22 protein-coding genes are annotated in these 20,975 nt (G+C 72.3%); 9 read left to right on the plus strand and 13 right to left on the minus strand.

All coding sequences use genetic code 11. From position 1 onward, the window contains the following. The first annotated feature begins 41 nt into the window (after positions 1 to 41). Positions 42 to 1,571 (plus strand): aminotransferase class I/II-fold pyridoxal phosphate-dependent enzyme, encoded by a 1,530-nt coding sequence (locus OP04_RS40180; protein ID WP_085067156.1) that lies wholly within the window; start codon positions 42 to 44, stop codon positions 1,569 to 1,571. Here OP04_RS40180 and OP04_RS40185 read toward each other — a convergent pair. After that, positions 1,568 to 2,476: a LysR family transcriptional regulator gene (locus OP04_RS40185; protein WP_033345245.1), complete on the minus strand. Its 909-nt coding sequence runs from the start codon at positions 2,474 to 2,476 to the stop codon at positions 1,568 to 1,570. The genes OP04_RS40180 and OP04_RS40185 overlap by 4 nt on opposite strands. Positions 2,477 to 2,605: 129 nt before the next feature. On the opposite strand from OP04_RS40185, the gene OP04_RS40190 reads away from it, so the two are divergent. Next, positions 2,606 to 3,097, plus strand: a complete 492-nt coding sequence (locus OP04_RS40190) for an anthrone oxygenase family protein (protein WP_033345246.1) — start codon at positions 2,606 to 2,608, stop codon at positions 3,095 to 3,097. Positions 3,098 to 3,197: 100 nt separating this feature from the next. After that, on the plus strand, positions 3,198 to 3,755 hold the full coding sequence (locus OP04_RS40195; protein ID WP_033345247.1) for a PepSY domain-containing protein: 558 nt from the start codon (positions 3,198 to 3,200) through the stop codon (positions 3,753 to 3,755). A 511-nt stretch (positions 3,756 to 4,266) separates the two neighbouring features. On the opposite strand, the gene OP04_RS40200 is transcribed toward OP04_RS40195, so the two are convergent. Further along, the gene (locus tag OP04_RS40200; RefSeq protein WP_033345248.1) at positions 4,267 to 5,568 is read right to left on the minus strand and encodes a HAMP domain-containing sensor histidine kinase; all 1,302 of its coding nucleotides are present in this window, start codon (positions 5,566 to 5,568) and stop codon (positions 4,267 to 4,269) included. Then, a complete protein-coding gene (locus tag OP04_RS40205) occupies positions 5,565 to 6,257 on the minus strand; it encodes a response regulator transcription factor (RefSeq protein WP_033345249.1) in 693 nt (230 codons plus the stop codon). Before OP04_RS40205 ends, OP04_RS40200 begins: the two co-directional genes overlap by 4 nt. A 103-nt stretch (positions 6,258 to 6,360) precedes the next feature. On the opposite strand from OP04_RS40205, the gene OP04_RS40210 reads away from it, so the two are divergent. The 6 genes from OP04_RS40210 to OP04_RS40235 all read left to right on the plus strand — a co-directional run bounded on the left by OP04_RS40210 (position 6,361) and on the right by OP04_RS40235 (position 12,389). Next, positions 6,361 to 6,843, plus strand: coding sequence for a hypothetical protein (locus OP04_RS40210; RefSeq protein ID WP_033345250.1), 483 nt, complete (start codon positions 6,361 to 6,363; stop codon positions 6,841 to 6,843). 48 nt (positions 6,844 to 6,891) lie between these two features. After that, positions 6,892 to 8,205 (plus strand): outer membrane protein assembly factor BamB family protein, encoded by a 1,314-nt coding sequence (locus OP04_RS40215; RefSeq protein WP_033345251.1) that lies wholly within the window; start codon positions 6,892 to 6,894, stop codon positions 8,203 to 8,205. 17 nt (positions 8,206 to 8,222) lie between these two features. Continuing rightward, positions 8,223 to 9,485: an outer membrane protein assembly factor BamB family protein gene (locus OP04_RS40220; RefSeq protein ID WP_033345252.1), complete on the plus strand. Its 1,263-nt coding sequence runs from the start codon at positions 8,223 to 8,225 to the stop codon at positions 9,483 to 9,485. Positions 9,486 to 10,592: 1,107 nt separating this feature from the next. Beyond that, the gene (locus tag OP04_RS40225; RefSeq protein ID WP_051799820.1) at positions 10,593 to 10,985 is read left to right on the plus strand and encodes a hypothetical protein; all 393 of its coding nucleotides are present in this window, start codon (positions 10,593 to 10,595) and stop codon (positions 10,983 to 10,985) included. Positions 10,986 to 11,123: 138 nt separating this feature from the next. Next, positions 11,124 to 11,318: a hypothetical protein gene (locus tag OP04_RS40230; RefSeq protein ID WP_033345253.1), complete on the plus strand. Its 195-nt coding sequence runs from the start codon at positions 11,124 to 11,126 to the stop codon at positions 11,316 to 11,318. 78 nt (positions 11,319 to 11,396) lie between these two features. Beyond that, positions 11,397 to 12,389: an SGNH/GDSL hydrolase family protein gene (locus OP04_RS40235; RefSeq protein ID WP_033345254.1), complete on the plus strand. Its 993-nt coding sequence runs from the start codon at positions 11,397 to 11,399 to the stop codon at positions 12,387 to 12,389. Positions 12,390 to 12,391: 2 nt separating this feature from the next. On the opposite strand, the gene OP04_RS40240 is transcribed toward OP04_RS40235, so the two are convergent. The 10 genes from OP04_RS40240 to OP04_RS40285 all read right to left on the minus strand — a co-directional run bounded on the left by OP04_RS40240 (position 12,392) and on the right by OP04_RS40285 (position 20,948). Beyond that, positions 12,392 to 12,964, minus strand: a complete 573-nt coding sequence (locus tag OP04_RS40240; protein WP_033345255.1) for a Clp protease N-terminal domain-containing protein — start codon at positions 12,962 to 12,964, stop codon at positions 12,392 to 12,394. Beyond that, positions 12,957 to 13,187, minus strand: a complete 231-nt coding sequence (locus OP04_RS40245) for an HTH domain-containing protein (protein WP_033345256.1) — start codon at positions 13,185 to 13,187, stop codon at positions 12,957 to 12,959. The genes OP04_RS40240 and OP04_RS40245 overlap by 8 nt, the downstream gene beginning before the upstream one ends. Positions 13,188 to 13,289: 102 nt before the next feature. Further along, positions 13,290 to 14,669, minus strand: a complete 1,380-nt coding sequence (der, locus tag OP04_RS40250) for a ribosome biogenesis GTPase Der (protein WP_051799821.1) — start codon at positions 14,667 to 14,669, stop codon at positions 13,290 to 13,292. Between the two features lie 23 nt (positions 14,670 to 14,692). Beyond that, a complete protein-coding gene (cmk, locus tag OP04_RS40255) occupies positions 14,693 to 15,364 on the minus strand; it encodes a (d)CMP kinase (protein WP_033345258.1) in 672 nt (223 codons plus the stop codon). A gap of 79 nt (positions 15,365 to 15,443) precedes the next feature. Next, positions 15,444 to 16,178 (minus strand): pseudouridine synthase, encoded by a 735-nt coding sequence (locus OP04_RS40260; RefSeq protein WP_033345259.1) that lies wholly within the window; start codon positions 16,176 to 16,178, stop codon positions 15,444 to 15,446. Continuing rightward, complete coding sequence (gene scpB, locus OP04_RS40265; RefSeq protein ID WP_033345260.1) at positions 16,171 to 17,238, minus strand: SMC-Scp complex subunit ScpB; 1,068 nt, start codon at positions 17,236 to 17,238, stop codon at positions 16,171 to 16,173. Before scpB ends, OP04_RS40260 begins: the two co-directional genes overlap by 8 nt. Continuing rightward, a complete protein-coding gene (locus OP04_RS40270) occupies positions 17,235 to 18,140 on the minus strand; it encodes a segregation and condensation protein A (protein WP_051799826.1) in 906 nt (301 codons plus the stop codon). The genes scpB and OP04_RS40270 overlap by 4 nt, the downstream gene beginning before the upstream one ends. 68 nt (positions 18,141 to 18,208) lie before the next feature. Continuing rightward, on the minus strand, positions 18,209 to 18,901 hold the full coding sequence (locus OP04_RS40275; RefSeq protein ID WP_033345261.1) for a M50 family metallopeptidase: 693 nt from the start codon (positions 18,899 to 18,901) through the stop codon (positions 18,209 to 18,211). A gap of 3 nt (positions 18,902 to 18,904) precedes the next feature. After that, the gene (locus OP04_RS40280; protein ID WP_033345262.1) at positions 18,905 to 19,837 is read right to left on the minus strand and encodes a ParA family protein; all 933 of its coding nucleotides are present in this window, start codon (positions 19,835 to 19,837) and stop codon (positions 18,905 to 18,907) included. Between the two features lie 178 nt (positions 19,838 to 20,015). Continuing rightward, positions 20,016 to 20,948, minus strand: a complete 933-nt coding sequence (locus OP04_RS40285; protein ID WP_232323918.1) for a site-specific tyrosine recombinase XerD — start codon at positions 20,946 to 20,948, stop codon at positions 20,016 to 20,018. Positions 20,949 to 20,975: the final 27 nt, after the last annotated feature.

The following is a 20,975-nucleotide window of genomic DNA, read 5'->3' on the forward strand; positions in this document are numbered from 1 at the left end:
ACTGCGCAATCGTCACCCCCTTAGATGGTGACGGGAGAACAATGGACGACTACCTCTACTTCGCCGGCCGCGCACTCGACGGCATGGCCGCCATCGTCGCCACGCTCGGTGACGACCTCGCCAACACCCGCCCCTACCCGGGCGCCAACTCTCCGTACGCGCTGCTCACGCATTGTGTCGGCGTAGCCGACTTCTGGTCCGGCGCGCTCGTCGCCGGTCGCACCGTCTCCCGCGACCGCGACGCCGAGTTCACCGCCGCCGGCCCGGTCGCCCCGCTGCTGGCCGACGTGGACGCGCTACGCGAACGACTACGGCAGGACCTAGAAGATCTTGACGAGAGCGCCCCGCTGCACGCCGCTCCCCCGGCCGCCTATCAGGGCCCGGACCGCGCCTTGACCAGGGGCGGCGCACTCCTGCACGTGCTGGAGGAGCTGACCCAGCACCACGGCCAGATGGAGACGCTGCGCGACCTGATCACGGGCGATCCGCGCACGGACGAGCAGCGGCTCCGCGCGGGCCACGGCGTGAAGTGGGGCTCGCTGCCACCCGGCACGCTCGGTGCCTGGGTCGCGGACATGGACTTCCCGCTCGCCCCGGCCATCCGGGAGCGCCTCGGCGCGGTCGCGGATCTCGGCTATCCGCACTGGCCGCAGGGTGATCCGGCGATCTCGGCGTTCGAGGAACGGATGATCGACCGCTACGGATGGTCACCACAACCGAGGCGTACCCGCGTCTTCACCGACCTGATCCAGATCCTCCAGGTGGTGATCGAGCACGCCACTGAGCCCGGCGACGCGATCGCGATCCACGTCCCGACCTACCCGCCGTTCCTCGCCGCCATCGCGCGGGCCGGTCGCCGGATCGTCCCGCTCACCGTGGGCGGCGACCTGGCGGCGCTGCATGACTGCGCGCTCCTGGTCCTGGTCAACCCGCAGAATCCGACCGGGCACGTCTTCACCCGCGCGGAGCTGGCGGCGTTCGCCGAGTTCGACCTGACCGTGCTCGCGGACGAGATCCACGCCGATCTGACGTTCGCGCCGCACACGCACATCCCGTTCGCCACCGTGCGCCCGGAACGCACCATCACTGCGACGTCGGCCACCAAGGCATTCAACATCGCGGGGGTACGCTGCGCGCTCGCCCACATCGGCGACGACCGGCTGCACGCCCGGCTGGCCGCCATGCCGCTCGACTACTTCGGACAGCCCGGCGTGCACGGCCTCGTCGCCACCACCGCGGCCTGGCGGGAATCGGACCTGTGGCTCGGCGGTCTGCTGGATCGGCTCACCCGCAACCGCGCGCTGGTCGGCGAGTGGGTGGCCACACTCCCGTGGGATGCCCACTACCGGGAACCGCAGGCCACCTACCTGGCCTGGATCGACTGCGCCGGTTCCCCGTTCGGCCCGGACCCGGCCGGGTACCTGGAACGGCACGCGGGCGTGAAGGTCAGCGCCGGCGCGGAGTTCTCCCAGCACACCACGGTGGACACCGGCTCGTGGATCCGGATCAACTTCGCCACCGGCACGGACACGCTCACCGAGATCCTGCGCCGGATCAGCGCGGCCGTCTAGGCCTTCAGCAGTCCCCACGCGGCGGCGCGGATCGCGGCGACGGCCGGGGCCTCGCCGTTCTCCGCGAGCCAGGCCAATGCGGACGTGGACGGCGGCAGGTCGGTCACGTCGAGGTAGGCGATGCCGGGCCGGGCGAACACGGTCCGCGCCGCGGCCGGCAGGAACGCGATGCCGCGCCCCTCCGCCACCGCCTTGAGCAGCGCGTCCAGGTCGCCGACCACGGGGCCGTAGGTGACCGCCGACCCGTCCGGCCTCGGGTCGGCCGCCCAGAACGACCACCAGTCGCGCGGCACGCCGGCCGGCACGTCCAGGACCAGGTGCCGGCCCAGCCTGGACAGCGGCACCGGGCGCCCGGCGCGGGCCAGCGGATCGTTCGCGGCCAGGCAGGCCACGCGCGGCTCGGTGGCCAGCTGCAGCGAGTCGATGCCCGGCGGCAGCGGCGGCCGGAGGAACGCCACGTCCACCTTTCCACTGGTCAGTGCCCGGATCTGGTCGACGAAGCCGATGCTGCGCACGCTGACCCGGATCGGCGGGTCGCCGGTCTGCACGCGGCGCAGGATCGCGGCCGTGTGCGGCATCGCGGCCTCGGTGTCGACCGCGCCCACGATCAGCTCGCGGTCCAGGTCGGCGCTGCGCGCGGCGGCGGCCTCCAGCAGCCGGTCGATCGACCCGACCGCCTCCTCGATCGCGGGCAGCAGCGCGCGGCCGGCCGTGGTGAGCTCCGCGGTCCGGCTGGTGCGCTCGATCAGGCGGACGCCGAGCCGTTCCTCCAGCGCCCGGATCTGCATGCTCAGCGCGGACTGGCTGATCTTCAGTGCCTCGGCCGCACGCCCGAAGTGAAGGTGTGAAGCGAGGCCGAGGAGCAGGCGCAACTGATGGATGCTCGGCTCACGGCGGTCGCCCATCCGCCGATTCTGCTACCGACGTACGGACGGAGACAAGCACATCGATTGATCAAGGTGGACGTTCGGGCAGGATTCGGGGCACATTCGCGGGTACGCCGGGCCGCCCGCGCCCGCGTAGCGTCGTGTTCCATGACTGTGCTCGCCGACGCGATCCTGGTGCTGGCCGGAACGCTGACCGCCCTCACCGCCGGCCTGTTCTTCTCCTTCGCGTTCGCCACGAACCGCGGCCTGGCCCGGCTCGGCGACACCGGCTACCTCCGGGCCATGCAGTCGATCAACGTGGCGATCGTCAACCCGGTCTTCCTGATCGCGTTCCTCGGCCCGCTGGTGCTGCTGCCGCTGGCGCTGATCCTCCGGCTGCAGGACGGCTGGTCCGCCGTGGGCGGGCTGCTGCTGGCCGCGTCGCTGCTCTACATCGTCGGCGGCTTCGGCATCACGGTCGGCGCGAACATCCCGCTCAACAACCGCCTGGACGCGGTCGACCTGGTCACGGCCACGGACGCGGAGGCGACGTCGGTGCGCGGCTGGTTCGAGGGGCCGTGGATGCGCTGGCACGCGCTGCGCACGATCGCGACCACGCTCGCGGTGGCGTTGGTGCTGGTCGCCGCGCTGATGTCTTAACCTGCCCTTAGCGGTCGCACAGCGCGCCGCTATCCGCCCCTGCGCGAACCTTCGGTGGTCGTCGGCACAAAGACGATCAACACCACACGGAGGTACGACCATGAAGCGCACGAAGATGATCGCGGTGGCCGTGGGAGCGGCGGCGGTGCTGGGGTTCGGCGGCACCGCCTGGGCCGCGAGCATGAGCGACGACGGGCGCGCGACGACCGGGCTGGGCACGGCCGCGACGCCGTCCTCGACCCCGTCGTTCGACGACTCGACCGGCCGCCCGTCCTCGCCGTCCTCCGCCCCGTCCTGGGACGACTCGTCGGCGTCGCCGTCCTCGTCCGCGTCCACCTCGTCGTCCTCGCCGGGGTCCGCGGTCTCGCGGGAGGAGGCGGTGGCGATCGCCCAGGCCTACCTGGGGCAGGGCACGGTGCGGGAGGTGGAGAGTGACGACGTCCGCAACATCCCGACCTGGAAGGTCGAGTTCAACACGGACGGCGGCCGGCGCGAGATCAACGTCGACAAGGCGACCGGCGCCGTGATCAGCGACGAGTTCGACGATCGCAGCGGCGGCCACGGCGGTGACGACGACAGCGGCCGGCACGGCGGCGACGACAATGGCCGGCACGGCGGCGATGACGACAACAGCGGCCACGGCCGACACGGCGACTGACTCCCATCCGCATGGCGGACCGCACCGCCACCGCATGGCGGACCGCACCGCCACCGCATGGCGGACCGCACCGCCACCGTCTGGCGGCGCACCGGCAACGTCCGAGATCGGGGCGTCCTTCATGTCGTCAGCACGACATGAAGGACGCCCCGATCGCCAGGCGGCCTCCGCGCGAACGACCCCGCCGCTGAGCTCTCGATGCCAACGTGCGGAGGCCGCGTCTATCAAGCCGCTATTTCACGAAATTTCGGGCACGGAGTGCCCGCTTGATCGAGGCGGCCCATCGCCGAGCGGGTCGCCGCGGCCGGCGTGATGTTCCCGGTCGCGATCGCGGTCGCGGAGGCGATCACGCCGGGGACCCTGGACTGCCCGCCGTGCACCGCGGCGGACGACGGCTGAAGCTGACCGGAAAATAGGCCCCGCCGCGGACCGAAGCCGAAGCGTTTTCACGCCCGCGAGGCGTCACCCGAAGAGGTCGGGCGGACTCAGCAGATGGTGGCGTGCCGCGCGATCAGTGCGGGCGCGGCGGGCCGAGGTGGAGCGTGATGATCGCGCCGCCTTGGGGAGCCGTGCCCAGTTCCAGTCGTCCGCCGGCCGTCTGGGCGGCGCGGCGGGCGATGTCCAGGCCGAGCCCGGTGGAGCCGCCCCGGCTCTCGCCGCGCCGGACCAGGCCGGCCGGGATGCCCGGCCCCTCGTCCGCGACCGTGAGCACGGCGCCGCCGTCCGGGGCGCGGGCCAGCCGGACCGCGAACGCCACCCCGTCCGGCGTGTGCGCGAAGACGTTCCCGAGCAACGCGTCCACCGCGGCCTCCAGGTCGTCCCCGGCCAGCGCGACCGGCAGCGGACCGGGCACGATCTCCGTGCGCACGTCCCGCCCGGTGTCCTCGGCCAGCACGCTCCAGAACTCGACGCGCGCGCTCACCACGCCCGACGCGTCCGCGCTCCCGCCCGTCGCCCGCGACTCCGCGGGATCGGCGGCGGCGAGCCGGGCCTGGCGGATGACCGCGGTGACCGCGCTCTCCACGCCGTCCGCGGCCGCGTGCACCCGGGCCGACTCGTCCCGGTCGCGCAGCGACTCCGCCTCCAGGCGCAGCGCGGTCAGCGGCGTCCGGAGCCGGTGGGACAGGTCGGCCACGTGTTCGCGTTCCGCGCGCAGCAGCTCGAGGATGCGGCCGGCCAGATGGTTCAGCGCGCCGGCGACCTCGCGCAGCTCGGGCGGGCCGGCCGGTTCGGCGCGCGCGGTCAGCTCCGCGCCGGCCAGCCGAAGGGAGACCTCGGAGAGCTGGGTGATCGGGCGGACCAGCGCGCGGGCCAGCCGGTCCGCGACGGCCAGGCCGAGCAGCACCAGGACCAGGCCGAGCGCGGCCAGCAGCAGCCAGGACCGGGTGACGCCGCGGGTGAGCTCCTCGGCCGGGACGAAGGTGCGGATCACGGCCGTACCCTCGGATCGCCCTTGAACTGCGATGACGATCTCCCGGCCGCCGTCCGCGGTCTCGACGGTGACGCTGCGGCCGGTCGCGCTGAGCCGTACCGCGGGCGTGGGCGCCACCGGGTCGCCGAACACCTGCCCGTCCGCGAGGAAGAGCGTCACCTCGCGGCCGGACGTGAGGGCGATCCGCTCCACGGCCAGGCGCAGCGTCGCCATGTCCTGGGACGTGCCGACCGTGGACACGATGGCCTGCGCGTCCGCGGTCGCGCCGATGGTGGCCCGGTCCGCCGCGACGGTGCGCAGCAGCAGCGCCAGCGGCAGCAGGAACGCGATCAGGGTGAGGCTGGTGGTGGCCGCGACCAGCAGCGCCAGCCTGCCCCTCACGCGGCGCCGTCCGGCGCGCTCAGCCGGACGCCCACGCCGCGGACCGTGTGCAGGTAGCGGGGCTGGGACGCGTTCTCGCCGAGCTTGCGGCGCAGCCAGGACAGGTGCACGTCGACGGTCTTGTCCGCGCCGCCGTACGGGATCCGCCACACCTCGGTCAGCAGCTCCCGCTTCGTGACCACCTCGCCGGCGCGCGCGGCCAGGTGGTGCAGCAGGTCGAACTCGCGCGGCGTCAGCTCCACGGCCCCGCCGGCCAGCGTGACCTCGCGGGAGCGCGGGTCGAGGCGCAGCTCACCGACCGTGATGGCGCTGTCCGCGTCGTCCGCGGGCGCGCCGCGTCGCAGCACCGCCCGTACCCTCGCGTCGAGCTGTGCCGCACTGAACGGCTTGACCAGGTAGTCGTCCGCGCCGGCGTCCAGCACCCGGACGATCTCGGCCTCGTCGTCGCGCGCGGTCGCGACGATCACCGGGACCGCGCTCACCGCGCGCAGCATGCGGAGCATCTCGCGTCCGTCCAGGTCGGGCAGGCCGAGGTCGAGCACGACGAGGTCGGGCTGGTCGTCGATGGCCGCGCGGACGCCGTCCATCGCGGTGCCGGCCGAGGCGACCGCGTGCCCCCTCTCGTGGAGCGCGCGGACCAGGGGCAGTCGGATCGTCAGGTCGTCCTCGATCAGGAGCAGGCGGGCCACAGGTGGCAGGCTAGCCGCTCGCGGACCGTTTCCCGGCGCTCTTAACCGTCCCTTATCCCGGCCCTGGCCGTCACTTAGCGGCAGATCAGGCATAGTGCAGCGCATGAGTCGCCGCACCCTGGTCGCCGTCGCCGGCTGGCTGGCCGCCGCCGTCATCGCCACGCTGATCGGGATGACGGCCATTCGCCTGATCGGCGAGAGCATCACGGGTACGGCCGGCGGTGTGCTCTCCGAGCAGGACGTGGCCGCGGCCGTGGCCTCGCTCCCCGCGCAGCCGTCGTCGGCACCGCCCCCGTCGCCGACCGCGTCCGCGTCCCCCTCGCTCTCCTCCAGTCCACCGGCCGTGACCAGCGGTAAGACGTTCGCGGTGACCGGCGGCACGGCCGTCGTGTCGTGCGCCGCGAACGACCGGGCGACGCTGGTCACCTGGACGCCCGCGCAGGGCTGGCACGTGGCCGAGGCCGAGCGCGGCCCGGCCCGCGACGTGAAGGTGGAGTTCGAGGGTCCGGGCGGCAAGTCCGAGCTGCGGGTCCGCTGCAACGGCGGCGTGGCGGTCCAGCACCACTCCGGCGGCGGCGACGATTGACCGCGGCCGCTACGGTCGGTGCCCTGCCCACCGTCCGCAGGGAGTCCCGTGAGCCGCCACCGCCTGCTGCTAGTCCCGATCATGGTCGCGGTGATGTGCGCCGGGATGGGCATCGTCGGCGTGATCCTGCGAAGCGGACTCGACGCGGAGACCGGCCTGGACGGCGACGGCGGCACGATCGCCTGGACGCTGGACACCGCGAACGGCTCCCGGGACGCCTGGATCTTCGGCGACACCGCCGTGGTGCTGGACGGCACGTCGCTGCTGGGCCTGCGCGCGACCGACGGCACCCGGGTCTGGCAGCTGCCGTACGCGGACGAGGACGCCGCACTGACCGCGGCCGGCGGCATGGCCGTGGTCAGGGCCGGGAAGAACGGCCCGGTCGACGTGATCGAGCCGGCGACCGGGCGGGTGGCCTGGTCCGCTCCGGCCCCGGTGCGCCTGACGGCCCGCGACGACGCGCTCTACCTGGACACCTGCGAGACCCCGGCGCCCGGCTGCACGGCCGTGAAGCGACGGGTGACGGACGGCGAGACGCTCTGGACCGTCACCGACCCGCCGTTCACGATCGGCGACGCCGTGATCGGCGCGCGCCGGCCCCAGGCCCCGCCCGCCTCCGCGTCGCTGCCGGTCACCACGGCCGGGGGCGAGGGCGCGCTGCTGGACACCGCGACCGGCACGCTGCTGCCCGGCAGGATCGACGGGCGCGGCTGGTACCTGTTCGCGGCCGGGGACACGCTGGTCTCCACGGACCACGACCCGCCGTCCGGCGACCGCGACTGCACCATCACGGTCGCCGCGGTGAACGCGCGCACCGGGACGCCCGCCTGGAACGGCCCGATCTACGGTGGCCGCGACGCCGCCGGGGAGTGCCGCCGGTCGTTCCCCACCCTTTACTCCGGCAGCTCCGAGCTGTTCGGCGCCGGCTCCGACGTGGCCGCGGTGACCCGGTCCGGGCGGCCCACGCTGATCGACGTCACCACCGGCGCACCACGATGGACCTCGGACGCGCAGGGCAGCCCGATCGCGGGCGACGACCGTACGCTGCTGGTCCGGGAGAACGCGGAGACCGGCCCGATCGCGCTGCTCGGCCTGGCCGACGGGCGCACACGCTGGACCGCGCCGGACACCGGGCTGCCGACGTCGTCCGCCAGCTGGGAGGCCGTGGTCGCCGGTGACCTGGTCGCCGTGATGGGCGCGACCGGCGACCGCCCGTACGTGCTGGTCTACGACGCCACGACCGGCACGCAACTGGCCCGGCGCGGTGGCTGGCTGACCGGGATCGGCGACGGCTGGGCCATGGTCTCCACCGGTGCCGGCGCGGATCCGGGACGCCTTACGCTTCACCTGCTCACGTTCTGACCGAGAGGTGGAGGCCGGTGAACCGTACCCGCGGCCTGGCGGTGATGTCGATCGTGCTGGCTGTGGCCGGTGGTTGCGCGCGGTCCGACGCCACGGCCTCCGACGACGGTGGTGCCGCAGGCCTGCACAGCGCCTGGAGCATGCCCGCCGCCGCCACGGTCACGATGGTCGATGACGTCGTCGTGGCACACCGCGACGACAAGCTGTGGGGCCTGAACCGTGCCGACGGTGCCGAGCTGTGGCGGATGCCGTACCCGGACCGGGCCACGGTCACGGTCGCCGGTGGCCTGCTGGTGACGTCCGCGAACGCGCGGGGACCGATCAGCGTGATCGACACCTCGTCCGGCCGCACACTGTGGACCGCCCCCGCGCCGGTCTTCGCGATCCCCCGGGACGACGCGCTCTACCTGGACACCTGCCCCGACCGCAACGACCAGGTGACCGGCTGCACCGTCTCCAAGCGGCGGCTCGCGGACGGCGAGACGCTGTGGACCGCGCCGGACGCGCCGTACACACTGATGGACGACCGGATCGGCGCCGGAGGCACGTCCGCGTACCTGCCGGTCATCATCCGTACCGAGGGCGCCGTGGACGAGCGGGGCAATCCGCAGCCCCTGCACGCACTGGCCGACGCCGCAACCGGCCGCCTGACCGCGGGCCGGCTGCCGATGACGTCCTGGCACGCGGTCGCGGCCGGGGACACACTGGTCGTCTCCGACCACAGCCACGAGGACTGCGCCGTCGCCCTCGCCGCGGTCGACGGCCCGACCGGCGCGTCGGCCTGGACCGCCACCGTGCACAGCGGCCGGGTGCAGGACGGCGGGTGCCGCCTCTGGCTCGGCTCCCCCGCGGACGACCTCGCGTTCCTCGGCTCCGGCAGCGACCTGGCCGCAGTCTCCGCGACCGGCGGCCCGACCCTGATCGACCTGGAAACCGGCCGGACACGCTGGTCCGCCGCCGGCAAGGGCGTCCCGATCGCGGCCGACGCACACGCCGTCCTGGCCCGGGACCTGGGCGACGCAGGCGCGCTCGCGCTGTACGACATGGCCGACGGCCGGCGGCGCTGGACTGCACCCGACCCCGGCCTGGACGACACGACCGACCAATGGACGGCCATCGTCGCCGGCCGGCTGACCGTAGTATCAGGCGCGGGCCCGGTCGTGCTGGTCTACGACAGCACCACCGGCACGGAGCTGGCCCGCCGTCCCGGTCTCGTCGCCGGCGCAGGCGACGGCTGGGTAGCCATAACCAGCACCGAGACCACGCTGCTCACCTTCTGATCACACACGCGCGATCAACCGGGCACTCCACGCCCGAAATTTCCCGATATAACGGCCCGCACGTCGACCGCAGCCTCACGCCGGCACCGACCTCTCAGCAAACCGCCGCCCGCCGAGCCTGCGCCACCCGCCCTTGCTTCCAGATCCCGAAAGCACCCTTCCAACACCCAGGAATCACGATCCTTACGTCCCTGGTGGCCCTCGCCCGGCCCGAATAGGGGCCACCAGAGACGTAAGGATCCCGAACAGCCCTGCCGCCCGCCCTCGGACGGGCCTTTTATCCTTAATGCGCAAGCACCCACACAGGTGACCGCCTGGCTGCCCCGTATGCCGTCGACCCGCCCGAAGGGGTGCAGATCATCGGCAGGGCCGCCACCAACACAACCGCCGGCAAACAACGCGACGCAAGCCTGAACCCGACCACGACGCTGACCGGCAGCAGCCCACCCGACGCAACCCTCAACACCGGACCACCCACGGACCCGGCACCGAGCAGCGAGAAGCGACCACCCACACGTGAGAACCGCGCTGCCGCCGCACGACAGACCAAAGCTGGCGGCCCTGCCGATGATCTGCTCGGCTTGTCCCGGGTCGACGGCATACGGGGCAGACAGGCCGCGCGAAACCCAGCCACCCGGGATCCGGGGCATCGCAATTGAAGTGGCCTTTCCGCTGCCCCGGTGTCGGAGGCTCCCGCCGGAGGCCCGCCGGAGGCAAAGACCGCGACCCGCCCACCCAACGCAACCAATAACATGAAATTTCGGGCACGAAGTGCCCGGTTGATCCCAGCGAGTCGAGACCTCGACGCCAAAGCCTAGTAAATTACGAAATTTCGGGCGCGCAGCGCCCGGTCCTCAGGAAGCAGGCAAAGCTCGGCCCCCAGGAACGCCCAGCGTTCGATAGTCAAGAAACGCCCAGCGCCCGGACCCCAGGAACGACCAGCGTTCGACAGTCAAGAAACGCCCAGCCCCGACACACCCAGCCACCCGGGCCCACAGAAAGACGCCCAGCGCTCGACCCCCGAAACCACAGAAAGCGCACGCCGCCCGCCTCCCCTACAGAAGCGGCCCCAGCAAAAGACCATCCGCCCCCGGCCCTCCCGGCGTCGTGGGAAACAGCGGTGGCAGCAACGGCGGCCGCGACCGGCTGGGCGTCACCGTGACCGGCACAGACGTAACCCCCGCCGTCGGCGACGGCGGAACCGATGACGGCGGCGCACTGCTCGGCGGCGCCGGCAGCGCGGACGGAGTCCAGGGTTCCGGCGCCTCCGGCGAGCCCGTATCCTCCCCCACCGTCGGTGACGGGCTGGCCGACGGCGACGGTGACGCCGACGTCTCGGCCGGGGTGGGTGACGGGGTGGTGCCGGAGGCCGGTGCGGAGACGAGGCTGCCGCCGATCCACACCGCCGGGCCGATGCCGAACGCGACGATCACACCGAACATGTGCCATGGCCGCACCGCCACGAAAGCCTCCCCGGTCGCCTCCTCGTCGTGCCTGTGACGTCCACCCTAGACCGATACGCCCGGATCAGCACGTCACAAACGCCACGATCCGCCACATCAGCGACGCGTTCGGCCCTCCGGGCCGTACCACCGAGATTTCATGATTTATCGCTTTTTACCGCGTTAGGCTGCGGCCGTGCGGGTGTTGATCACGCCGCCGGACCGGGACGGGCGGCGCTGGCGGATCCAGATCGAGGAGCGGCGGGTACGCGTCTTCGAGCTGCTCGGCATGAGCGTGGCCGCGCACGGGCGCACGCTGCGCGGCATCCCGGAGCTCGGCGCGTGGCTGCTGGCGCACGAGGTGGCACCGGACGACCTGATCGAGGCGTGAGACCGCTCGGCGCAGCAGGACCACCGCCCGCCGCCACACCCCTATGAACCGGTTCAAGCCACTTGCTTATATCGAGACATGTCAATACTGAAGCACCTCGCGACGCTGATGATCCTGGTACTCCTGCCCGCCACCCCGGCCGCCACCCACGGCACCACCCCCGGCTCCCCCACCGACCCGCACCTGCGCTTCACCGGCCGCTGGGACACCAGCGACCCCACCGCCTACCGGGCGAACTGGGCCGGCTCCTATCTGACCACGCGCTTCACCGGCACGACCGCGACGCTGCTGCTCCGGGACCCGATCGACGTCTGGGTGAGCATCGACGGCGGCCCGGACGCACTGCTGGCGGCGGTGAGCGGCCGGGTGCCGCTGACCGTGCCGCCCGGCCCGCGCTGGCACACGCTGCGCGTCGCCTACCGGAACGTGGACGGCTCCTACACCGGCGACGCGGTCTTCCGCGGCCTGGCGCTGGACCCGGGCGCGCGCACCGCGCCGTGGTCGCCGCGGAAGCTGGTCGAGTTCGTCGGCGACTCGATCACGCGCGGCAGCACGTCCAGCCGGACGACGCTGACCAGCTACGGCTGGCTCGCGGGCGAGCGGCTGGGCGTGCGGCACACGCACATCGCCTACGGCGGCGGCTGCCTGGTGTCGGCCGAGGACGGGTGTGCCGGGATGCAGGAGCGCTACTTCCACCAGGGCTTCGGCGCGGACTCGCCGCTCTGGGACCTGAACCGCTACCGCGCCGACGCGATCGTGCTCAACCTCGGCACGAACGACCTGAGCCACAACGTGCCCGCCGCCGACTTCCAGGCCGTCTACGTGCGGTTCCTGCACGACCTCCGCGCGGCACACCCCGGAGCCACGATCCTCGTCCTGGGTACGTTCGCCGGCCGATACCTCCCGGAGACCGCGGCCGCGGTGGCGCTGGCCGACGACCCGCGCACGGTCTTCGTCGACACCACCGGCTGGCTGCCGCCGGAGGGCCTGACCGACAGGGTCCACCCGAACGACCTGGGCCACCAGCTGATCGCGGACCGCCTGACGCCGCTGCTCGACGCCGTCCTGTGAGTTCAGGCGAGCGCGGCCAGCACGTCCTCGCGGACCACCTTCAGGTTCAGGCCCGCGTCCACCATCACGCGCGCGGCCAGCCCCTCCCCCTCGCGCAGCAGGCCGAGCAGGATGTGCTCCGGCCGCAGCTCGCGCGAGCGCAGTGCCACCGCCTCCCGCAGCGACAGCTCCAGCACCTTCTTCGCGCGCGGGCTGAACGGGATGTGCCCGCCCTTGGGCAGCTGCCACCACTTGCGCGGCTCCGGCTGCCGGGCCGCCTCCAGGTCGGCGGCCTGGACGCCGAAGTTCTGCTCCACGCGGGCCAGCACCGCGTCCAGGTCGATGCCGATCGCGCGCAGCGCCTCCGCGTCGTCCGGCCCGAGCGCGGACCCCTTGGTCAGCGCCGTGACGCGGGCCCGTGCGTCCTCCACGGTCAGCCCGGCGCCGCGCAGCACGTAGGCCGCCTCGCCCACGTCCGGGCCGAGCAGCGCGAGCAGCACGTGCTCGGTGCCGATCTTCGTGTGCCCCAGCGTCCGGGCCTCGGCCTGTGCACCGATGACGACGGCTCGTGCCTCGGCGGTGAATCGCTCAAACATCCCCTTGCCCCCTCGTGCGTCCGGCGTGCTTCTTGTGCACGGCCTGGCGGGTGACCTCCAGTGCGTCGGCGATCTCCTGCCAGGACCATCCCTGCTGTCGTGCGTTCGCGACCTGCAGCGCCTCCAGGCGCTCGGCCAGTTTCCGCAGCGCCACCGTGGCCCGCAGCCCGACCTTCACGTCGGGCCCGGCCGCCGCGGTGGCGAGATCCGTACCCTCACTCATGCTGTCAACCGTAGTTGACACACACCGGCGCGTCAACCTGAGTTGACACCCGAGGGCCTGAAAAAGGCGGGCCGGAGCCCGCCGATCTCATGAACGGAAACGTCAGCCGTGCGCCTTGCCCCGCCCGCCGGGACCGAGCTGCTTGCGGGGCTTGACCGCGATCTCGATCGGCGAGCCCTCGAAGCCGAACTCCTCACGCAGCTTGCGCTCCACGAACCGCTGGTAGCCCGCGTCCAGCGGGCCGGTCGTGAACAGCACGAACCGCGGCGGCGAGATGCCCGGCTGGGTGGCGAACAGGATGCGCGGCGCGCGGCCACCACGGACCGGGTGCGGTGTGGCCTGGGTCAGCGCGGTCAGCCACTGGTTCAGGTGACCGGTGGCCACCCGGGTCTCCCAGCTGACCAGCGCCTTGCGGATGGCCGGCGCCAGCTTGTCGACCGCACGGCCGGACTTCGCGGAGATGTTCACCCGCACGGCCCAGGGGATGCGGCGCAGCTCGCGGTCGATCTCCTTCTCCAGGTAGTTCCGGCGGTCGTCGTCCACCAGGTCCCACTTGTTGAACGCGATCACCAGCGCGCGGCCGGACTCCACGACCATGCTCAGGATCCGCTGGTCCTGCTCGCTGATCACCTCGGCCGCGTCCAGCAGCACGACCGCGACCTCGGCGGCCTCGATCGCCGCGTTGGTGCGCAGCGACGCGTAGTACTCCGTGCCGCTGGCCTGGCCGACGCGCTTGCGCAGGCCGGCCGTGTCGACGAACTGCCACGTGTCGCCGCCGAGCTGGACCAGGCTGTCGACCGGGTCGACCGTGGTGCCCGCGACCGAGTCGACGACCGCGCGCTCCTCCTTGGCCAGGCGATTGAGCAGGCTGGACTTGCCCACGTTCGGCCGGCCGACGAGCGCGACGCGGCGCGGGCCGCGCGGGCCGCCCTCGACCAGGCGCGGCGCCTCGGGCATCGCGTCGAGCAGCGCGTCCAGCAGCTCGCCGGAGCCGCGGCCGTGCAGCGCGGAGACCGGGAACGGCTGGCCCAGACCCAGCGACCAGAGGCTGAGCGCCTCCAGCTCCAGGTTCTGGTTGTCGACCTTGTTGGCCACCAGGATGACCGGCTTGCTGCTGCGGCGCAGCATCCGGACCGCGGCCTCGTCCTCGTTCGTGCCGCCGACGCGCGCGTCGACCACGAAGAGCACCACGTCCGCGGCGTAGACCGCGGCCTCGGCCTGGGCGGCGATCGCGGCGGCCCGGTCGCGCGCGTCCGGCTCCCAGCCGCCGGTGTCCACGATCGTGAACTGGCGGCCGAGCCACTCCGCGTCGTACGGCACCCGGTCGCGGGTCACGCCCGGCACGTCCTGCACGACCGCCTGGCGGCGGCCGATGATCCGGTTGACCAGCGTCGACTTGCCCACGTTCGGCCGGCCGACCACGGCCACGACCGGGTTGATGACGGCCTTGCGGACCGTCGGCTCTTCAGCTATCTCCGACATTTCAGAAACCTCGACAGTCGTCGTCATGCGGTCACCCGCGCATCAAGTAGCTCGCGGAGTCGCGCCACGACCTCGTCGATCCCCATCGCGGTGGTGTCCAGCACGACCGCGCCCTCCGCCTGGGTCAGCGGGTCCACCGTGCGGCTGGAGTCGATCCGGTCCCGCCGGGCCAGGTCGGCCTGGGTGGCGGCGACGTCAGCCGCGTTCTCCAGGCTGCGGCGCTGCGCGCGCGCCTCCGCGGACGCGGTCAGGTAGACCTTCAGCGACGCGTCCGGCGCCACGACCGTGCCGATGTCACGTCCCTCGACCACGATCCGGCCCGCGGCCTCGATGATCGCGCGCTGCTGCGCGACCAGCTGCCGGCGCACGGCCGCGACGGACGCGACCGCGGAGACCGCGGCCGTCACCTCGGCGCCCCGGATCGGGCCGTCGACCGCCTCGCCGTCCACCTGCACAAAGGGGGCGGAAGGGTCGGTACCGATCTCCAGCTTCAGACCGGCGGCGACGAGCGCCACCGCGTCGGAGTCGGACAGCGCCACGCCGGAGCGCAGCACGGCCCAGGTCACCGCGCGGTACATCGCGCCGGTGTCCAGGTAGCGCGCGTCGAGAGCCGTCGCCAGCCGCCGCGACACGGTGGACTTCCCGGACCCGGACGGCCCGTCGACGGCCACCACACATCGCCCGTTTTCTTCCACCGTTCCTCCACTCGCCATACCCAGGACAACTGTTCAATGATGCCCGGTGACCCGGCACACCCCACCCTCGGGAGCGGCGTCAGTCCTCCACGGCCGCGAACAGCGCCGCGATCTCCCCCGCGTTCAGCCGCCGGGTGCGCCCGGAGCGCAGGTCGCCGAGCTTGATCGGCCCGATCGAGGTGCGGATCAGCCGGGACACCGGGTGACCGACCTCGTCCATCAGACGGCGGACGATGTGCTTGCGACCCTCGTGCAGCGTGATCTCGATCTGCGCGGTCTTGCCGAGCGTGTCGACCAGCTTGAACGCGTCTACCGTGACCGGGCCGTCCTCCAGCTCGACGCCGGAGAGCAGCCGCCGGCCGACCGCGCGCGGCAGCGGCCCGGCCACCTCGCACAGGTAGGTCTTCTGCACGCCGTACGACGGGTGGGTGAGCTTGTGCGCCAGCGTGCCGTCGTTGGTGAGCAGCAGCAGGCCCTCGGAGTCCTGGTCGAGGCGGCCCACGTGGTAGACGCGCTGCTCGACCCGGCCGAGGAAGTCGGAGATCGCGGTGCGACCCTTCTCGTCCGCCATGGTGGAGATCACGTCACGCGGCTTGTTCATCGCCAGGTACACCATGGTGGTGTCGCTGACGATCCGCTCACCGTTAACCATGATCACGGAGGTGGCCGGGTTCGCGCGGTCGCCGAGCTGGGCCAGGCGCCCGTCCACCGTGACCTTGCCGCGGATGATCAGCGTCTCGCAGGCGCGGCGCGACCCGACACCGGCCGCGGCCATGACCTTCTGCAGCCGCTCGGCACCGTCGTTCTCAGGCATCTATGACGATCTCTTCCACATTGTCCGGCAGGAACGGCGCGAGCGGGGGAAGCTGCGCGACCGAGTCGATGCCGAGTTTCTCAAGGAACAGGGTGGTGGTCTTGTAGAGGTACGCGCCGGACGTATCCGCGCCGCACTCCTCCACGAGCCCCCGGGTGACAAGCGTACGCATCACGCCGTCACAGTTCACACCGCGGATGGCGGACACCTGCGAACGCGAGCACGGCTGCTTGTAGGCGACCACGGCCAGCGTCTCCAGCGCGGCCTGCGTCAGACGCGCGGTCTGGCCGTCCAGGACGAACCGCTCCACGTACGCGGCGTACTCCGGACGGGTATACAACCGCCACCCGCCGGCCACCCGCCGCAGGTCGAATCCGTGGCCACGATCGGTGTACTCGCCGGACAGCAGGTACAGCATCTGGGTGACGCGCTCGGTCGGCTGCTCCAGCACCTGCGACAGCATCACCTCGGCGACCGGCTCGTCCACGACCAGCAGAATCGCCTCCAGCGCGCCGCGCAGCTCGGCGTCGTCGATCAGCGAGACCGGGTCCGGCTCCGGCTCCTTCGGCGCGGGCTTCGCCCGGCGACGCCTCGGCGCGGCCTCCGCCTTGGGTGCCGCCCCGCCGGCCGCTTGCGTCGCGTCCGCATGATGAGGACCCTTTTGCGAGGGTACGGCCGGGGCACTGACCGCCTCGTGCTCCGTGACCGACGGGGCGGGGTCGTCGGCCGCGGGCTCCGGGGCGCTCTCGTCCGTACCCTCGGCGGTCGTTGAAGTCGGGTTGCCGACAACCGGCTCCGGGCCGGCGATCTCCGGGGCGACCTCGGCCACCATCTCCGCGGCGGCCTGCTCCGGCCGTGCGACGGGCGCCGAGTCCGTGCGCAGCCCGGCCTCTGGCGTGTCATCGAAGTCGGGTCCGGCCTGGTCAGCGACCTGCTCGGACGCCGCGCCGGGCTCGGGGACCACGCCGGGCTCGGGCGCGGGCGGCTTCGGGCGGTCCCAGGGCGGGACCCAGGCGGCCGCCGCGTCCGCCAGCGACTCGCGATTGTCGTCCGTGGTCACGCCCGGTCCTCCTCCGTCCCCTGCTCATCGCCTTGAGCCGCCACGACGTCCTCCTTCGCCGTGTCGACCTCCTTCGAACCCTCGTAGTCGTCGACCTCGAGGTCCACGTCCTCGTCGCCGCCGGTCCAGCGCACGGTCAGCTCGCCCAGCGACTCCGGCTGGGCGAACTCGACCAGCCCCTCGCGGTACAGCTCCAGCAGCGCCAGGAAGCGGGCCACCATCTCGAGCGTGTTGTCGCAGTCCAGGCAGAGCACGTCGAACGTGGCGATCCCGGCGCGGCGCAGCATGGCGACCACGATGTCCGCGTGCTCGCGCACGTTGACCCGCACCTGGTGGATGTGGTGCACGGCCACGGTCGGCGGGATCTTCGGGGTGAACGCCTTGATCGCTATCTTCAGGATGCGGTCCGGGCCGAAGCCGAAGATCAGGTCGGGCAGCGCCTCCGCGTACCGCTGCTCCAGGCTGACCGCGCGCGGGTAGCGGCGTGCGCCGTCCCGCTCCAGGTCCGCGATGACCGCGGACGCCTCCTTGTACGCCTTGTACTGCAGCAGCCGGGCGAAGAGCAGGTCACGCGCCTCGAGCAGCGCGAGATCCTCCTCGTTCTCCACCTCGGCGGCGGGCAGCAGCCGGGCCGCCTTCAGGTCGAGCAGCGTGGCCGCGATGATCAGGAACTCGCTGGTCTCGTCCAGGTCCCAGTCGTCGCCCATCGCCCGGATGTACGAGATGAACTCGTCCGTCACGGTGTGCAGCGCGATCTCGGTGACGTCCAGCTTGTGCTTGCCGATCAGCTGCAGCAGCAGATCGAACGGTCCCTCAAAGTTGTGCAGCCGGACGCGGAAGCCGCTGGTGGACGTACCCTCGGCTTCTTCGGTGTGAAGATCTTGCACCGGCGCGTCCGTCATCGGCTGACCGTAGCCGACCGTGTCACCATCCGCCTCGGCAGAACCCGGTCCGGTGACGTGATCGACGCTCACCAGGCCCAGGGCCTCAGCAGCGGGGAACCGATCACGTGGAGCAGCACCCAGGCCATGCCGCCGCCGTACGGGAACAGCTGGATCACGAAGAGGATCACCACGCCGAGGTTCTTCTCGACCAGCCACAGCCGCGCGGTCTGCGCGGCCGAGCTCGGGTTGCGCAGGCTGCACCAGAGGATGCCCCAGCCGTCCAGCGGCGGCAGCGGGATCAGGTCGAACAGCGCGAACGCGAACAGCCCGACGCCGACCGCGGCGATGAACTCCGCGACCGGGTTGCCGCCCTGCGCGCTGATGAACAGGCCGGAGACCACGCTGGCCGGGCTCGCGCCGAGCAGGTACTGCCGGTCGCCCGGGAAGCCGAGCGCGAACACCAGCAGCACCAGCTGGGACAGCAGCAGCACGGACAGTGGCCCGGCCGCGTAGACCGCGACGCGCCGGCCGCGCCCGAACCGGGGTGGCAGCTCGTCGACGTCCAGGCCCTTGCCCCAGCCCATCGCGCCGATCAGCATCGCGACCACGCCGAACACGTCGATGTCGTGGCGAGGATTGAAACCGACCGCCGGCGGCCGGAAGTGCACGCCGAGCGCGCGCTGGGTGGCCCGGACCGCGATCGTCCGGACCACGAGGGCCAGGAAGAACGAGAGAACGAACCCGGCGAAGGAGATCGGAGCGCCGAGTGACCAGAGCACGTGTTACCCGCGTTCGGCCTGGGCGGCGATGACCTCGCGCGCCAGTTGACGGTAGTTACGCGCGCCGGAGGACGCCGGGTCGAGCGAGGTGATCGGCGCGCCGGCCACGGTCGACTCCGGGAACTTCACGGTCTTGGTGATCACGGTCTGGTACACCTTGTCGCCGAACGCCTCCACGACGCGCTGCAGCACCTGGCGGCAGTGCGTGGTGCGGGAGTCGTACATGGTGGCGAGGATGCCTTCCAGCTCGAGGTCGAAGTTGAGCCGCTCGCGGACCTTGTCGATCGTGTCGAGCAGCAGCGCCACGCCTCGGAGGCTGAAGAACTCGCACTCCAGCGGGATCAGGACACCGTGCGCGACGGTGAGGGCGTTTATCGCGAGCAGGCCGAGCGAGGGCTGGCAGTCGATCAGGATGAAGTCGTACTCCTTGCGGACCGACCGCAGCACCCGGGCCAGCGCCATCTCCCGCGCGACCTCGTTGACCAGCTGGATCTCGGCCGCGGAGAGGTCGATGTTGGCCGGCAGCAGGTGCAGGCCCGCGACGTCGGTCTTGATCACGACGTCCTCGGCGGTCACGTCGTCCTGCATGAGCAGGTTGTAGACGGACAGGTCGAGGTTGTGCGGGTTGACGCCGAGGCCGACGGAGAGCGCGCCCTGCGGGTCGAAGTCCACGACCAGGACCTTGCGGCCGTACTCGGCGAGCGCGGCGCCCAGGTTGATGGTGGTCGTGGTCTTGCCCACGCCACCCTTCTGGTTCGCCAGCGCGAGGATGCGCGCGGGACCGTGACGGTCGGTCGGCATCGGGTCGGGGATCGGCTTACGCATCGTGTACGCAGTCGGGTCGGACGGGCCGAGGTCGGCGCCGATGTCCAGAGAACCCTGCTGCTCGCGGAGAACCGAGGTCCACGCCTCGGCACGGTCACCGTTGCCCGCCATGTCCTCTGCGCCCCCCTCCCACGACTGCCCGACGCTACACGGTTGCCCGTCAGCGTCTCAGCCGACCGGCGCCGTCTATGAGATCCACGCCGATTCCCGACTCTACGACACGACGCGCCCACACGGTGCCCACCCTTCCCGGCGTGTCGCGCGCGGCAGGGGTGTATACGGTGCGGTTCTACCCGAGCGCGCGCGGATGGGCTGTGGCGTAGACCTCCCTCAGCCGCTCCACCGTGACCAGCGTGTAGATCTGCGTGGTGGTCACGGACGCGTGCCCGAGCAGCTCCTGCACCACCCGCACATCCGCCCCGCCGTCGAGCAGGTGCGTGGCGTAGGAGTGCCGCAACGTGTGCGGGGACACCGCGCGCGGGCCCTCGACGGGCAACCCGGCGTCCGCGGCGGCGCGGTGCAGGATCGTCCACGCGCTCTGCCGGGACAGCGGGCCGCCACGCACGTTGCAGAACACGGCCGGGGTGCCGCGGCCCGCGCGCACCAGCGTCGGGCGGCCCTCGGTCAGGTAGGTGGCCAGCGCCTCGCGCGCGTAACCCCCTATCGGGACGATCCGGCTCTTTCCCCCTTTACCGCGCAGCAGCGCGGTCGCGTCCTCCATGTCCAGGTCGTCGACGGCCGCGCCGACCGCCTCGGAGATGCGCGCGCCGGTGCCGTAGAGGAACTCCAGCAGCGCCCGGTCGCGCAGGCCACGCGGCGAGTCCGCGGCCGGGATCGCGAGCAGCCGCTCGACCTCGTCGACCTCCAGCGCCTTGGGCAGGCGCCGCGGCGGGACCGGCGGCTTGACCTCGCGGGACGGGTCGTCGGCCGCGAGGCCCTCGCGCACGGCGAACCGGTGCAGGCCGCGCACCGCGGACATGGTGCGCGCGGCCGAGGACGCGGACAGCGGCGGGTGCGCGTCGTCGCCGGTGCGCAGGCCGCTCAGCAGCGTGGTCAGGTCGGTGGCGGTGACCGCGCCGAGACTGTGGATCTCGGCGCCGGCCAGGAACTCCAGGTAACGGTCGAGATCACGCCGGTACGACACCAGCGTGTTCACGGACAGGGCACGCTCGACCGTCAGATGGTCGAGGTAGCCCCGCACGGCCCGCTCCGTCTGCAACACAGCGCAGACCATAGAGGACGGGTCCGA

The sequence above is a fragment of the Catenuloplanes japonicus genome, from assembly GCF_000717135.1.
GTDB classification, from domain to species: Bacteria; Actinomycetota; Actinomycetes; order Mycobacteriales; family Micromonosporaceae; genus Catenuloplanes; species Catenuloplanes japonicus.